Here is a 13,460-nt window from a genome sequence, read left to right as displayed (position 1 = left end):
TTTTACTTTTTTCATCGAATTTTTGCCTGAAATTACCATATAATACGTTTTTTTAATTTTTAATTGCATTTGACTAAATGACGGATATAATAAAGATGTAAAGAATTCACATACCTGTAACATGGACGTTCTATCATTATGACTGATCCATACGAAAGGAACATGTGAATATGAAAATTTTAAAAAGAACCCTGATTTTTATGCTTTGCCTTTTCTTAACTGCCGCACTGCTTGCCGGATATGCATTTAAGATAGAACCCTTTATGGTGTTCACCCATTACTATGACCTGAATGCTCCCGACAGAAAGATCACACAAGTTATCCGTGTGGTACAGTTATCCGATATCCAGGTAAATGCCTCTTATACAGAAAATAAACTTGAAGAACTTGTGGACAAGGTTAATGATCTTTCACCGGATGTCATTGTCTTTACCGGGGACTTGTTTGATAACTTTTCAAAATATAAGGCTGTAGATGCCGTTACTTCGGCACTGTCAGCCCTGAATGCGTCATATGGTAAATATGCTGTCTGGGGAAATCGTGACTATGGCGGCGGTGCCTCCCGGGTTTATGCAGATATTATGTCGAATTCCGGCTTTACACTGCTGAAAAATGAAGGTATCACCGTAACTACCACAAAGGGGCATGAATTATTCATCGGCGGTCTGGACGATGCCCTGCTTGGATTTCCAGATATATCAACTACTTTGCGCTACATGGAAGATGATCCTGATTATCGGATCATTTTGCTGCACGAACCGGATATTGCAGACCGTTTTGAGGCTGGCTCTGCCAATCTGCTTCTGGCGGGTCACAGTCACGGAGGCCAGGTAAAACTTCCATTTATCAAAAGCCCGGTTACATCACTTGCTGAAAAATATACATCCGGATTTTATGATATCGATAACAATATGAAACTCTATGTAAATACCGGTATTGGGACTTCTCATATTCCGGCACGATTTATGGTGCCTCCCGAAATTGCGGTATTCAATATTGGACTATAAAGCTTGCGCTATCAGGAGGATAATTATGAAAATATTAATCGCAGAAGACGAAAAAGATATGCAGAAGATCATGAAGCTCTATCTTACCGGAGCAGGTCATGAAGTTGCTGCCGTTTCCGATGGACGGGAGGCTTTTGATCTATTGTGCAAAGAAAAATTCGACCTTTTGATTTCTGACTGGATGATGCCTGTCATGGACGGGATTGCCCTGTGCAAGGCTGTGCGTGAATATCATATGCCCATAAGAATTATAATGCTCACAGCGAAGGGGGAGATTTCTGACGAAATTGCAGGTCTGACTTATGGTGCAGACGACTATATACGCAAACCTTTTGAGCCAAAGATCCTGCTCCTTCGGATTGAAAAACTTTTTCAGCTGGGAAAACTGCTTACCTGCGGCAGCCTTACCTTAAATCCGGACACCAGAATCGTAAAAATACGGCAGGAAGAAATAAAACTAACCAAAAAAGAATACGAACTCCTTTACACCTTTTTCCTGAACCAGGGCATGATTCTATCCAGAGAACAATTACTTTCCAGCGTTTGGGGAATGGACTATTATGGCGATGAACGCACCCTGGATACCCATATACGGAGACTTCGCAATAAAATAGGAGAAAAGTATATCACTACCCACATCGGTATCGGATACATGTTGGAGAATCAAAATGAGTAAACTTGCCAAAAAATTTCTATTGAGTATTTCAGCCGTTTTAATTGTCGTTGTATTAATATCAGTCGTTGTAAATTCACAGTTTATCGGAAGATATTATATCTATGAAAGAAAGTCAGAAATTAATGAAATTTGTAATACACTTATGCAAAATGCAGAATCATTAGACGAAGCCATTGCCGCACTGGAAGAATCCAGGGATGTAGTAATTGCCCGCGTAGACAATACCTCTGATATTGATGTATTAAATGAACGCCTCCGCAATGCGTTTCTGGATAAAGGTCTGGGGCTGGACCGTTACTGGCTTTGGGATCAGGATTACCTGAATACAATGGCAAACGGGAGACAACTGCGCATCTACAACCAATCCAAGCTGCATTACAGTATACTTGTAGAATACTTGAATTTAGAGGAAACCTTTGCAGGAGTAGCTATCATCATTCCAAATATCAGCGAGATCGTCTCATTGATCAATGGCATTACCTTATGTATCTTTTTAGCCGCAGTAATTATTATGATGATTCTCATCTATTTTCTGGTTAAGAAAATTACTACTCCCCTTTCAGAGATCAGCGCACTGACAAAGGATATTTCCAACCAGAATTTCAGTCAGATAGAAATCAGGACAAACGATGAGCTGGAAGACCTTGCCAGCAGCATCAATGACATGAGCTGCAAACTAAAAGAATCCCAGGAAGCTCTGATTGAAAAAAACCGACAGATGGAAGCTCTACTTGGCAATGTATCCCATGATCTGAAGACACCGGTGGCCCTGATTAAAGCTTATACCTGCGGCATTAAAGACGGCATTGATGACGGCACTTTCTTGGACACGGTTATCCGCCAGAATGAAAAAATGGAAAGGCTCATTGAAGGACTTCTTGATTTATCCCGCATCCGGCAAAAAGACTATCCCAAAGAATCTGTAGAGATCAGCAGTATGCTCACCGGAATGATCGAAGAATATCAGCTGGAGTTAGAAAACAAGCAGCTCACTCTGCAAGCAGACATCCTGCCGGATGTAGTTATCACTGCAAGTCTGGAAGGAATTACTGCCATATTTTCCAATCTGATCTCTAATGCGGTAAAATATACTTCCAACAGCCATATAAACATACGGTTATATGAGGAATACGGCAGGATTATTTTTCAGACCTCCAACGGTGTAGCCCACAACCACAATATTCTTTTGGAAAGAATCTGGGATCCGTTCTATGTTGCCGAGAAATCCCGGAATAAAGAGCTGTCCGGTACCGGACTTGGACTTTCCATTGTAAGTGCAGCTGCACAGAAACAGGGTTTTGCATATAACTGCCAGATTGATGATGGGGTAATTACTTTCACGATACGCTTTTAATGCTAAGTTATTCGTAATTTATTTGAATCTAAAAAAGTGCTCTCTTGTCCATAAAGAGAGCACTTTTTATTAAGACACCCTAAGACATATCTGCTATAATAAAAAATCATGACCATCACGAAAGGGGGCATTACTATGAGTGATAAAAACGATATTGTTGTGGAGATTGTATCCTACATTGAATCCCATCTGCAGGAAAAAATCCATCTTGACGATATTTCACAGAATATGAACTATTCAAAATACTATCTGAACCGCATATTTTCCAGTGTGGTAGGCTGCACCATGCATAAATATATCCAGAGACGCAGACTGACAGAAGCTGCCAGACTTTTGGCAGAGACCGACATTCCTATTGCAGAGATTTCCTGTAATGCGGGTTATGATTCCCAACAGGCTTTTACACTGGCGTTCCGGCAATTATATCAATGTACTCCCCAGACCTGCCGGAGCCTTCACATTTTTACACCCAGGCAGGAGCGATTTGTGCTTTTCCAGGAATTTTGTCCGGCAATTCAGGTATTCGCAGACAATTCTGCAAAAGGATACAATACCATTACCAGCTTTTGTATACAACTGTCTGAAGTCAGGGGGATTGCAGCATGATTATACCTTATGTAGTTGAACAGACCAGTCGCGGTGAACGCAGTTTTGACATTTACTCCCGCCTGCTGGATGACCGGATTATTTTTCTGGGTGAAGAAGTCACCGATGCTTCTGCCAGTCTGGTTACCAGTCAGCTTCTGTATCTGGAAGGCCAGGATCCGGGTAAGGATATCCAGTTATACATTAACAGTCCGGGTGGTTCCGTATCTGCAGGATTTGCAATTTACGATACCATGAATTATATCAAATGCGATGTTTCCACCATCTGTATCGGAATGGCTGCAAGCTTTGGAGCATTTTTATTGGCAGGCGGTGCAAAGGGCAAGCGTTTTGCCTTGCCAAATTCAGAAATTATGATTCACCAGCCTTCCTCCGGCGGCATAAAAGGCCAGACCAGTGACATTAAAATTCTTTCTGACTATTTGCAGAAGAGTAAGCAGCGTCTTAACCGGATTCTGGCTGAAAATTCGGGCCGCACCATAGAAGAAATTGAGCGTGATACAGACCGGGATAATTTTATGAGTGCTGAAGAGGCAAAAGCCTACGGACTGATTGATCATGTATACGTCAATCGAGTTTCAGAAATATAAATAAAATGTGAAGAAAATCATAAGATTACTCTTAAAGTCTTGATTTTGGGCAATGATAAGAATAAGATCTTATTAAAACCAGAATTATACCAAAGGAGATTGAAATATGCCAGGATTTACTTTACATTACTTATTTGGAGTGGATACTTATAGGTTGCTTTCCCCGGGCATCCTGCAAAATACCATTCATGCTCATACCGCTGCATACTGTCTTGGACTTCAGGGACCGGATATTTTTTTCTACTATCCTGCAGCCTACCTAAGAAAAGAAAATATCGGTTCCCTCATGCATGAAGAACACGCAAGAGAACTTTTTCAAACAATGTTAGATTATAGAGAACATCTGAAAGAAGAAGAAGAGAAAAATATCATTACTGCCTATTTAGCAGGATTTCTGGGGCATTACACACTGGACGGCCTGTTTCATCCCTACGTGTATGCCCGTACAGAATATCAGGTTGGAAGGAAAAACGGCAACCAGTATTATGCAAAACATTTTGAACTGGAATCCTGCTTTGATATTTTATATCTGGAGAAGAGAAAAGGGCTGCAGCCGGGTCAGTTTTACCAATCCCGTACCATCGCCCTCTCAGTTGCTGAACAATCTGCCATATCAGCATTGATCAGCCAGGTTGCACGAAAGGTCTACAAACAGAACTATTCTTCCAGAAATATCTCCCATGCCATATCCTGTATGCGGATGGGCACTTCTCTTCTGCATGATTCAACAGGTCTTAAAAAGAAGTTCTGGCATTGGTTTGAGACCCATATTTTTGGATATGAATGGTTCTCTCCAATGATTCAGACACCCCATGAGATGGATACCGCCAAAGTGCTGAATGAACAGAAGGAAGACTGGGAAAATCCCTGGAACACCAGTCTGATTTCTCAGGATTCCGTGGAAGATCTATTAAATAAAGCCGTCAGTGCATACCATAAAACACTGATTCTGCTGGAACACAAAATCAGCAGCATACCAGGCAGTCAGGAACGTCTGCTTGCAAATATCGGGAACCGCTCATTCCACAGTGGACTGGAAAATACCTGATAGATGATCATTTCAGCTTAAAATTGGCTTTTGCTGATTGCTGATTAAGGACGCTTTGTGGATTGTGGATGGGAATTGTGTACAAAAGGACGGGGGTTCGGCTTGCTATAGTGCAGTCGCCGGATCTTCTGTCATTGTTCCCCTAACAGAATTCGCTTTTTCCAGATTAATTCGGATTAACTTTATGATACTTCTTATACTGCTCCACCAGTTCCCCGATACTACTCTGATCCGTAAAATCAACTGCTTTACCGTATGTAGCTATAAATTCTCTGTCCTCTGATGTTTTCTCATTTTCCGGTTTCTTAACTATCATGTTATTCATCATTTTCATCATCAATTTATGTACTGACGTCAATTTACTATAATCCATATATCCGCGAAAATGATACAGCTTAGCCTGCTTCATCAGCTCTTTTGGTAATGCTTTCTCCATCCCCTCCCGAATATGTTTTACATTTTCTTCAACTTTTGTATTTGCAAGACCGCAGGTAAATAAAATGATATTTTTCCCTTTAATCCTCTCATAATTTTTTCCAATCAGGGAAATCCCTGCAATACCACCTGCATAAATTCCTCCACCGTAAATGACCGTATCATATTCCATCATTTTTTCTGGTGCTATCTTCCTTCTTTCAAATAAATCAGCACCCAAAGCTTCTGCAATCCATTCTGCATATTTTTTTGCTGCTCCATATTTTGACTGATAAATTACTACAACCTCATTCATAGTTACTCTCCTCCTATTTGCTATTTATCCTCTACGAGTATATGTTACTTTACTTAAAAAAGCATCAAATGCTAAATCCAGCATCTTTCTTATCTCTACATCATCCAACTGCACTGACCCCGTAACCAGCATGGAAGAAATTCCATGGGTATAAATCAGCATATTCATATGTAATGCTTTTGCACACTCCGGCGTAATATCAAATTCCTCTGCAATTCTATCCGTAACCTTTTTATTGCTGCGCTTTTCATATATATCCTCAAAACTGTTCAAATTGTCCTGTTTCATCATAAATAGCAGCCAAAACAGATGGGGTTCTTTTCTGGCAAATTTAATCTGGCAATATCCTACACTCCTGAAGAATTCCTTCGGATCAGCATTTCTGGCAATAAAGTCTCCATAAAAAACCACTGCCTTATGAAACAAATCCTTTTTTAATTCCTCCATATTCTTATAATAACTGTAGATCGGCTGAACCGAACAACCTATCCGCTCAGCAATCTCCTTTGTAATTACACGTTCAAATCCCTGCTCTCTTGTTAATGTAAAAGCAGTATCCAGTATCATTTCTTTTGTTATTCTCTGTTTTGGCATTTTTTCCTCCTGTGTGCCAGTCATACACTATCTATGTGTAACGAATTTACATAACATACTTTATATAATATACTTTATATAAATATAATTATATATTTTCTCTTGCTTTCTGTCAACAAATTTCTCCTTACCTGCTGATAATATTATTAAAAAAATGCAGAAGAAGAATTTGAAAACTAATTTCCCAAATTCTTCTTCTGCGTATCCTTTTATTCACTCCGGTATAATCTGATCTTTGACGCTAATTCCCTTGCTGCCACACTGCTGGATGCACTCCCTGCATAGACTCTGTTCATTTGTTCCATCATCAATTCCTCTATAATTGTATCCACGATTAGTGGGTGTTTTAATTCCACAGCTATTTTTTTAAACTCTTCCAGTTCTGCTTCATCAGCTTGTATAAACGTAATAATCTGATCTTCTTCATCCCCCTCCACCATTGCTTCCACATCAGACTCTACAGGCTTCAAATCTTGAAAAGTTTGCCTAATCACAGGAAATCCTTCCCCTAACTCTAGACTCTGCATTTTTTTCGACAGCAAAGTCCTGATAAATTCTTTTGCTTCATCCATATGCTCAGATGCTGCATGAATACCTACCATGTCATAAGGTGTATATAGTGACTTTATCGTTTTTACCTGAGTTTCATATTTACCCTGAAAAGTTACAGGTAATGATAAATCCATAACGCTTTTCATCTCCTCTATGGCAACTCTGTATTTTCCAGTATTAGAGGGGAATCCTAACCGAAACATATTTTTATCTTCTTCTCTCCCCTCTTCCCTGCTCTTTGCACCTGTCTTACGTACCAGCTTCATTACTACATTTATATATTGTTCAAGGTCTTGTTCCCGAAATGAAGCAGCCTTGAGATCGTTATAATACATATAGAAAATATTTTGTGCAATTTTTTCATAAATATCACTTTCTATAATTTGATCTGCATCCGTACGATTCAGATATTTTTCCAGACTGTCTAAAGATTCCATTTGCCTGATTGCATCTTCATTACCAATTAAAAGAGGCACCCCAAATCTGGATGAAATGGAAAATATTCTGCCCTTATTATCTTTTTGCAAGCTTAAATTATCCAGTAACCCTAATTCTCCTTCCATTTCATCTGCTATAACAGACAAATCCAAAAGCGCACCCTTTGCTGCATAAGCATCGGCCGGAAGTCCGTCAAGTATAATCAAATCCGGCCCTTTTTCACCCGCCAAGACTTCTGTATTTATAATTCTTATCGTATCTGACAGGGTAGTACGATCCTTGGTTTCTCCATAATCCTGGTATTCTATTTTCACATCCGGATTCTTCTTTTCAAATTCAGTAATCGCCTGCTGTATTGTATTACTTTTTGCCAATCCCGCCATTTTAAGTATTGTGGAATCTTCCTTTCGCTGCTTCTTGTCATAGTTATAGTATTTTAAAGATGCATTCCCAGATTTCTGAAACATCACATAAAAGCTATTATTTTCCCCTATTTCAAAAGAAACAGTCTCCTGATCTAACTTAAGAGCCGGCATTTCATCCCCTTCTATGATTGTTTCCACGATACTGCCGTCTGCCATAATATGATGAATCCCCTCATCATTCAAAAAGAAAAAATCTTGCCCGCCGCCTTCCTTCAGATAACTGCGTCCCGCCAATTCTCCAACCTTTATTTCATTTTTCTTTTCCCCTGTTTCTATATCATATAAACAAAATCCCGTTCCTGTGTCATTAACGGATAGAAATAGCCCCGGACATACACCAATATTTTTCGTTACATTCACTCCTAATTCCCACTTATCAAACCTTCTGATCTTTTTTCCTTCTCGATCGTATAAAACTGCTCCTTTTTCTGAATTATAAGAAATAATGATCCTCCCATCTTCCAGACTTTTTATCCCGTTAGGATCTACAGGTTGCTGCTCTAATCCGTCTTTCTTAAGATCCGCAATAAAAACTTCTTCTATCGTATTGCCCTGCTGTTTAGCAATATGAGGTAAATAATCATCATCAAAGTAAAGCATATAAATATTTCCATCCAAACCGCTCTCAATAATTCTTGGTTCATATGTTACATTTTTAAAAAACTCTGTCAATCCGCTTTCACTTTTCTCTTTCCAGCTATGGTCTTTCAGTAATTCATAAATATGATAATCACCAGATTCTTTCTCCCTGGAGTACAGATACATTTGGCTTTTCTTCACTTTCACAAATGATATTGCCTTCTCCCTATCCTGATCAAATGGCAGTTCAATATCGTCCTCCATGTACCCCTTACCATTAAATTTCTCACTGACTTTCTTTTGACTGCATCCTGTTCCAAGAATCATGAATAAGAAAACTAAAATTGCCATCAAACAAATTTTTTTCATATGTGCGCCCCTTCCTTTCGTGTTCAAATCTATACTAACACGAATATCTCGAAGAAACTTCTAAAATGCCATGGACTTCTTTATAATTTATTAAAGATTACTCCGCTCAGCTGTGCTATAATAAATAAAATTTATACCATATTAAGGAGTGTTGTCATGCGTATTCTACTAATTGAAGATGATAAAGATCTTTGTAATCTTATACAGCTCCACTTTTTACAGGCACAATATGAAGCAGATATCTGCTACAACGGCGATGACGCTTTATTTCACATACAAAATACTTATTATGATATCCTTGTACTTGACCGAATGATTCCCGAAATAGATGGACTTTCCCTATTGAAAATTATACGGGGACAAAATATCGAGACTCCCGTTATCATAATTACCGCACTGGAAAAGCTGCAGGATAAGATCTGCGGTCTGGACGCAGGCGCTGATGATTATATAACAAAACCATTTGAAATATCCGAATTGATGGCGCGTATCCGGGCTATATCAAGGCGTCCGGGAATTCTTCACTCCGCTGTAACCCTGAACTATAAAGATCTTGTTCTGGATGTAGAAAAACAAACGCTATCATCCGCGTCACTATCTGTCTCCCTGTCCCACAAGGAAACCCGCCTATTGGAAGTTTTTATAAAAAATGCTGAATTAACTCTCCAACGGGATTATTTGCTTAATTCTGTCTGGGGGGCTGATTCCGATGTGGACGAAAGTAATTTAGATAATTACATCTATTTTCTAAGAAAAAGATTATCTAAAATAGAAGCAGAAACCAGTATTAAAACCATGCACGGAATCGGGTATTATTTGGCATCCACAAAATAGCACCTCCGACAGATCCGGGTTGATTGTACCATTATGCATACTCTAAAGTTTACGAAAGGATCTGACTGACATATGATATTTCCTAATGTTCAAAAAAAATTAACTATCCTGTATGTACTGACTTCCGGAATTATTCTTACTGCGGCGCTTGCCATAACAGCTGTATTATATACAAAATTCCTATATCAAAAACAGACAGAGACTTTTCAGGCAAATATTTTTCATGTAGTCTCCACTTTACAGAACGGTTCTGCTGTTTCAGATTCCTGGCTGGACGAACTAAGTTACCGTGAAAATCTGCTGATTCATATTGAAGAAAATGGAGCACCTCTGCTTTATAATACCTCTGACAAGTTACACGCAGGTCAGAAAAATCTGATTCAGACTGCCAAAGATTATATCAGAGAAAATTATCTTACCTCTATAACAGGCTCTTCCTATCAAAGTCCATTGTTTAAGGTGACCGAAGCTGGTCAAGGTACTTTCCTTTGTGCCTACATTTCCTTATCTAACAATCGCCATTATCAGGATATCTATCTGTTAAATGATATATCCCATTTAAAATCAGATGGCTTTACACTCCTATTTTATTTACTGCTAATTGAATTTGTCAGCTGTATTTGCCTGTTCTACCTTGGACACCGGTTCGTCCGCCTTGCTCTGACGCCTGTGCGCGAGAATCAAAAACTACAAAATGACTTTATAGCCGCTGCTTCCCATGAACTTCGTTCACCCGTAATGCTAATTCAAAATGCTGCTTCATCTGCACAGCAGTTCCACGATCAAACAGACTACTTTCATAATCTTATTCAACAGGAATGTATAAGAATGTCTTCTCTAATTCAGGATCTTTTAACCCTTACCATTTCACCGTCTGATACAGAAGAAGTCTTCATAGAATATGACCCTGATACATTACTTCTGGAAATCTATGAAAAGTATCTGACTCTGTGTAAAGCCAAAAACCTTCACCTTCGCCTGGAATCTGCCGATTATCTCACTGACAGTCCCACAAGTATCCCCGGATATCTATCCCAGGTTATTCGTATATTTCTCGACAATGCAATAGCCTACTCACCAAGTGGAGAGACTGTTACATTACGGATGTCCGTTAACAAAAATGACATTTACTTTTCAGTTATTGATCATGGCTGCGGTATCGCAGATGAAGATAAAAAGAAGGTCTGCCAGAGATTCTATCAGGGTGACATATCACGTAGCAGCAAAGAACATTTTGGGCTTGGTTTAAGTATTGCACAAAAATATACCACCTCCCTGAGGGGCAAAATTTTATTAGAAGATACCCCCGGAGGCGGATGTACTTTTATTCTAAAATGCTCCTACACTATCTCTCCGTAATACTAATTGATTCTATCGCCACACTGCCGCCCCGCACTACTTCAATTGCAGAAAATTCTTTTGCAGCAAGCTTAACCAGATCGTTATTGCGCTCCTCCGTCTGTACACATTCCAGTACCAGACGGTCTTTGTTCATATCTACTGCCTTGACGCCAAAGACTTCCGCCATACGGAAGGCTTCATTTTTATCCTGCTCACCTGCCGTGTGGATTTTCAGATACATCAGTTCCTTCATATGAATCGGAACATTTGTAAAATCAACAACTTTTATAACTTCTACACATCTGTTCAGCTGTTTCTTAATCTGCTCAAAGGTAGCATCATCACTGTCCACACAGATTGTCATTCTGGACACTGTATTATCTTCCGTCTCTCCCACCGTCAAACTATGCAGATTATAAGATTTTCCGGAAAACAGTCCTGATATCCTAGCCAGCACACCCACATCATTTTCCACATATAACGATATCCATCTTTTCTTCATTTAACTATTCCTCCTTTAACATTCCATTACCATATCGTGAATTGCATTTCCACCCGGCACCATAGGCAATACCAGTTCATCCCGTTCAATAATAAATTCGATGATCGTCGGACTGTTCTGGTTCCTCTCAGCCTCTATAAATGCAGCCTCTATTTCATTTTCATCAAATACACGGATTCCTTTCGCTCCATAACTGTCAGCCAGTTTTACAAAATCCGGAGAGTATACAGGACATCCGTTGGTCTTACAGCCTTCACAGCTGCTTCCACAGCTTCTTCTTCGTTTCATACAGGTACTTGCATAGCGTTTATCGTAAAATAACTGCTGCCACTGTCTTACCATTCCCAGGTAACTATTGTTAAAAATACAGATTGTAAGCGGTATTTCACAGGTTACGGCTGTTGCCAATTCCTGAATATTCATCTGCACACCGCCATCTCCCGATACACAGATTACCTGTCTCTTCGGATTTCCCAGTTTTGCCCCTATTGCTGCCGGCAGGCCATATCCCATAGTCCCCAGTCCGCCGGACGTTAAAAGCCTGGTCTGTTGGTTCATTTCCAGAAACTGTGTTACCCACATCTGGTGCTGCCCAACATCTGTTACAATAATCCCGTCTTTTCCCCGTTTATTAATAACCTCAATGATTTTATCCGGTGAAAGTCCTTTGTGAGTACTTCTGGCAATTGGAAATTCCGCTTTCCATTCCCTGATTCGTCCTATCCACTCTGTTCTTTCACAATCCTCTGCCTTTTCCAGCATTGCTTCCATTGCCAGTTTCGCATCCGCTACAATTGGAACATCTACATGAATATTTCTGGATATGGAAGCCGCCTCAATATCTACATGGATTATCGTTGCTTCCGGTGCAAATTCACTGATTTTTCCCGTGATCCGGTCGTTAAACCTGGTTCCTATGGAGAACAGCAGGTCGCACTCGCTAATTGCCATATTCGAAGCATAAGAACCATGCATTCCAATATTTCCAATATAATAATCATGGTCCGTAGGTATTGCCCCCTTTCCCATAATCGTAGTAATTACGGGAACATGAACCTTATTCACCAATTCTTCCAATGCGCCTTGCGCACCTGCAATCGGAACACCGCCACCAATTAAGAACACAGGGCGTCTGGCGCTTTTTAACATCTCCAGAGCCTTTTTAATCTGACCTTTGTGTACAGATAAATTAGGCTTATATCCCCTGATAGAAACAGGTTCATCAAAGCAGTCTTCAAACATCTCATTTTGAATATCCTTTGGGAAATCAACAACTACCGGTCCCGGTTTTCCTGTTCTGGCAATATAAAAAGCTTCTTTTATGATCCGTACCAGATCTTTTCTCTCCCTGACTGTAACCGCATATTTGCAGATACTTCTGGTAATTCCAACGATATCTACTTCCTGAAAAGCATCATTTCCAATTAAGTGGGTCGGCACCTGGCCGGTAAAGCATACCAGCGGTACACTGTCATAATTAGCCGTTGCAATCCCGGTAACCAGATTTGTTGCCCCCGGACCGCTGGTGACAAGGCAAACTCCGACTTTCCCCGTAGATCTGGCATAACCATCTGCAGCATGGATCAGCCCCTGCTCATGTCTCGGAAGAATTACTTCTATGTCTCTCTGATCATAAAGGGCATCAAAAATATCAATTGCATAACCGCCCGGATAACCGAATAACATATCAACCCCTTCCCGTTTTAATGCTTCAATAAAAGCCTGCGTTCCTTTTCTTTCCATTGCATTTCCTCCTTTACAAATTCCATTGATACATTCCGGCAATAAAAAAGCCCTAAGCTAATAAAATTAGCT

13 protein-coding genes and 1 other annotated feature (1 of these 14 running past the window's edge) are annotated in these 13,460 nt (G+C 39.9%); of the genes, 8 read left to right on the top strand and 5 right to left on the bottom strand.

What is annotated here, in order from left to right; all coding sequences use genetic code 11:
• Positions 1-170: 170 nt before the first annotated feature.
• From QR40_RS04575 to QR40_RS04550, 6 genes are all read left to right on the top strand, one after another.
• The gene (locus tag QR40_RS04575; protein ID WP_027295943.1) at positions 171-1,007 is read left to right on the top strand and encodes a metallophosphoesterase; all 837 of its coding nucleotides are present in this window, start codon (positions 171-173) and stop codon (positions 1,005-1,007) included.
• Between the two features lie 25 nt (positions 1,008-1,032).
• A complete protein-coding gene (locus QR40_RS04570) occupies positions 1,033-1,683 on the top strand; it encodes a response regulator transcription factor (protein WP_027295942.1) in 651 nt (216 codons plus the stop codon).
• Complete coding sequence (locus QR40_RS04565; protein WP_027295941.1) at positions 1,676-3,037, top strand: sensor histidine kinase; 1,362 nt, start codon at positions 1,676-1,678, stop codon at positions 3,035-3,037. Before QR40_RS04570 ends, QR40_RS04565 begins: the two co-directional genes overlap by 8 nt.
• 135 nt (positions 3,038-3,172) lie before the next feature.
• Positions 3,173-3,643 carry a helix-turn-helix transcriptional regulator gene (locus tag QR40_RS04560; RefSeq protein ID WP_063837569.1) on the top strand — a complete coding sequence of 157 codons (471 nt, stop codon included), beginning with the start codon at positions 3,173-3,175 and terminating at the stop codon, positions 3,641-3,643.
• Positions 3,640-4,233: an ATP-dependent Clp protease proteolytic subunit gene (locus tag QR40_RS04555; protein ID WP_044293669.1), complete on the top strand. Its 594-nt coding sequence runs from the start codon at positions 3,640-3,642 to the stop codon at positions 4,231-4,233. Before QR40_RS04560 ends, QR40_RS04555 begins: the two co-directional genes overlap by 4 nt.
• 106 nt (positions 4,234-4,339) lie before the next feature.
• Complete coding sequence (locus QR40_RS04550; protein ID WP_044293667.1) at positions 4,340-5,281, top strand: zinc dependent phospholipase C family protein; 942 nt, start codon at positions 4,340-4,342, stop codon at positions 5,279-5,281.
• A 166-nt stretch (positions 5,282-5,447) separates the two neighbouring features.
• On the opposite strand, the gene QR40_RS04545 is transcribed toward QR40_RS04550, so the two are convergent.
• The 3 genes from QR40_RS04545 to QR40_RS04535 form a co-directional block, all read right to left on the bottom strand.
• Positions 5,448-6,011: a flavodoxin domain-containing protein gene (locus QR40_RS04545; RefSeq protein WP_044293665.1), complete on the bottom strand. Its 564-nt coding sequence runs from the start codon at positions 6,009-6,011 to the stop codon at positions 5,448-5,450.
• Between the two features lie 24 nt (positions 6,012-6,035).
• The gene (locus QR40_RS04540) at positions 6,036-6,605 is read right to left on the bottom strand and encodes a TetR/AcrR family transcriptional regulator (RefSeq protein ID WP_027295936.1); all 570 of its coding nucleotides are present in this window, start codon (positions 6,603-6,605) and stop codon (positions 6,036-6,038) included.
• Between the two features lie 209 nt (positions 6,606-6,814).
• Positions 6,815-8,950, bottom strand: coding sequence for an extracellular solute-binding protein (locus QR40_RS04535; RefSeq protein WP_160295774.1), 2,136 nt, complete (start codon positions 8,948-8,950; stop codon positions 6,815-6,817).
• Between the two features lie 174 nt (positions 8,951-9,124).
• On the opposite strand from QR40_RS04535, the gene QR40_RS04530 reads away from it, so the two are divergent.
• Both QR40_RS04530 and QR40_RS04525 read left to right on the top strand, forming a co-directional pair.
• On the top strand, positions 9,125-9,802 hold the full coding sequence (locus QR40_RS04530) for a response regulator transcription factor (protein ID WP_044293660.1): 678 nt from the start codon (positions 9,125-9,127) through the stop codon (positions 9,800-9,802).
• 72 nt (positions 9,803-9,874) lie between these two features.
• Positions 9,875-11,161 carry a sensor histidine kinase gene (locus QR40_RS04525; protein WP_044293658.1) on the top strand — a complete coding sequence of 429 codons (1,287 nt, stop codon included), beginning with the start codon at positions 9,875-9,877 and terminating at the stop codon, positions 11,159-11,161.
• On the opposite strand, the gene ilvN is transcribed toward QR40_RS04525, so the two are convergent.
• On the bottom strand, positions 11,148-11,645 hold the full coding sequence (ilvN, locus tag QR40_RS04520) for an acetolactate synthase small subunit (protein ID WP_027295932.1): 498 nt from the start codon (positions 11,643-11,645) through the stop codon (positions 11,148-11,150). The genes QR40_RS04525 and ilvN overlap by 14 nt on opposite strands.
• Before the next feature lie 15 nt (positions 11,646-11,660).
• Positions 11,661-13,388: a biosynthetic-type acetolactate synthase large subunit gene (gene ilvB, locus QR40_RS04515; RefSeq protein ID WP_044293656.1), complete on the bottom strand. Its 1,728-nt coding sequence runs from the start codon at positions 13,386-13,388 to the stop codon at positions 11,661-11,663.
• Between the two features lie 69 nt (positions 13,389-13,457).
• Positions 13,458-13,460 (bottom strand) — a binding site (T-box leader); it runs 289 nt beyond the window's last position.

The sequence above is a fragment of the Robinsoniella peoriensis genome, from assembly GCF_000797495.1.
Lineage (GTDB): Bacteria > Bacillota > Clostridia > Lachnospirales > Lachnospiraceae > Robinsoniella > Robinsoniella peoriensis.
The sequence above is the reverse complement of the archived record's forward strand: the minus strand, read 5'-3'. Positions and strand labels throughout refer to the sequence as shown.

Excerpts from the sequence above, each read along its gene's own strand:
- QR40_RS04575 (WP_027295943.1), top strand. The coding sequence starts at position 171 with ATGAAAATTTTAAAAAGAACCCTGATTTTTATGCTTTGCCTTTTCTTA.
- QR40_RS04570 (WP_027295942.1), top strand. The coding sequence starts at position 1,033 with ATGAAAATATTAATCGCAGAAGACGAAAAAGATATGCAGAAGATCATG.
- QR40_RS04565 (WP_027295941.1), top strand. The coding sequence starts at position 1,676 with ATGAGTAAACTTGCCAAAAAATTTCTATTGAGTATTTCAGCCGTTTTA.
- QR40_RS04560 (WP_063837569.1), top strand. The coding sequence starts at position 3,173 with ATGAGTGATAAAAACGATATTGTTGTGGAGATTGTATCCTACATTGAA.
- QR40_RS04555 (WP_044293669.1), top strand. The coding sequence starts at position 3,640 with ATGATTATACCTTATGTAGTTGAACAGACCAGTCGCGGTGAACGCAGT.
- QR40_RS04550 (WP_044293667.1), top strand. The coding sequence starts at position 4,340 with ATGCCAGGATTTACTTTACATTACTTATTTGGAGTGGATACTTATAGG.
- QR40_RS04545 (WP_044293665.1), bottom strand. The coding sequence starts at position 6,011 with ATGAATGAGGTTGTAGTAATTTATCAGTCAAAATATGGAGCAGCAAAA.
- QR40_RS04540 (WP_027295936.1), bottom strand. The coding sequence starts at position 6,605 with ATGCCAAAACAGAGAATAACAAAAGAAATGATACTGGATACTGCTTTT.
- QR40_RS04535 (WP_160295774.1), bottom strand. The coding sequence starts at position 8,950 with ATGGCAATTTTAGTTTTCTTATTCATGATTCTTGGAACAGGATGCAGT.
- QR40_RS04530 (WP_044293660.1), top strand. The coding sequence starts at position 9,125 with ATGCGTATTCTACTAATTGAAGATGATAAAGATCTTTGTAATCTTATA.
- QR40_RS04525 (WP_044293658.1), top strand. The coding sequence starts at position 9,875 with ATGATATTTCCTAATGTTCAAAAAAAATTAACTATCCTGTATGTACTG.
- ilvN (WP_027295932.1), bottom strand. The coding sequence starts at position 11,645 with ATGAAGAAAAGATGGATATCGTTATATGTGGAAAATGATGTGGGTGTG.
- ilvB (WP_044293656.1), bottom strand. The coding sequence starts at position 13,388 with ATGGAAAGAAAAGGAACGCAGGCTTTTATTGAAGCATTAAAACGGGAA.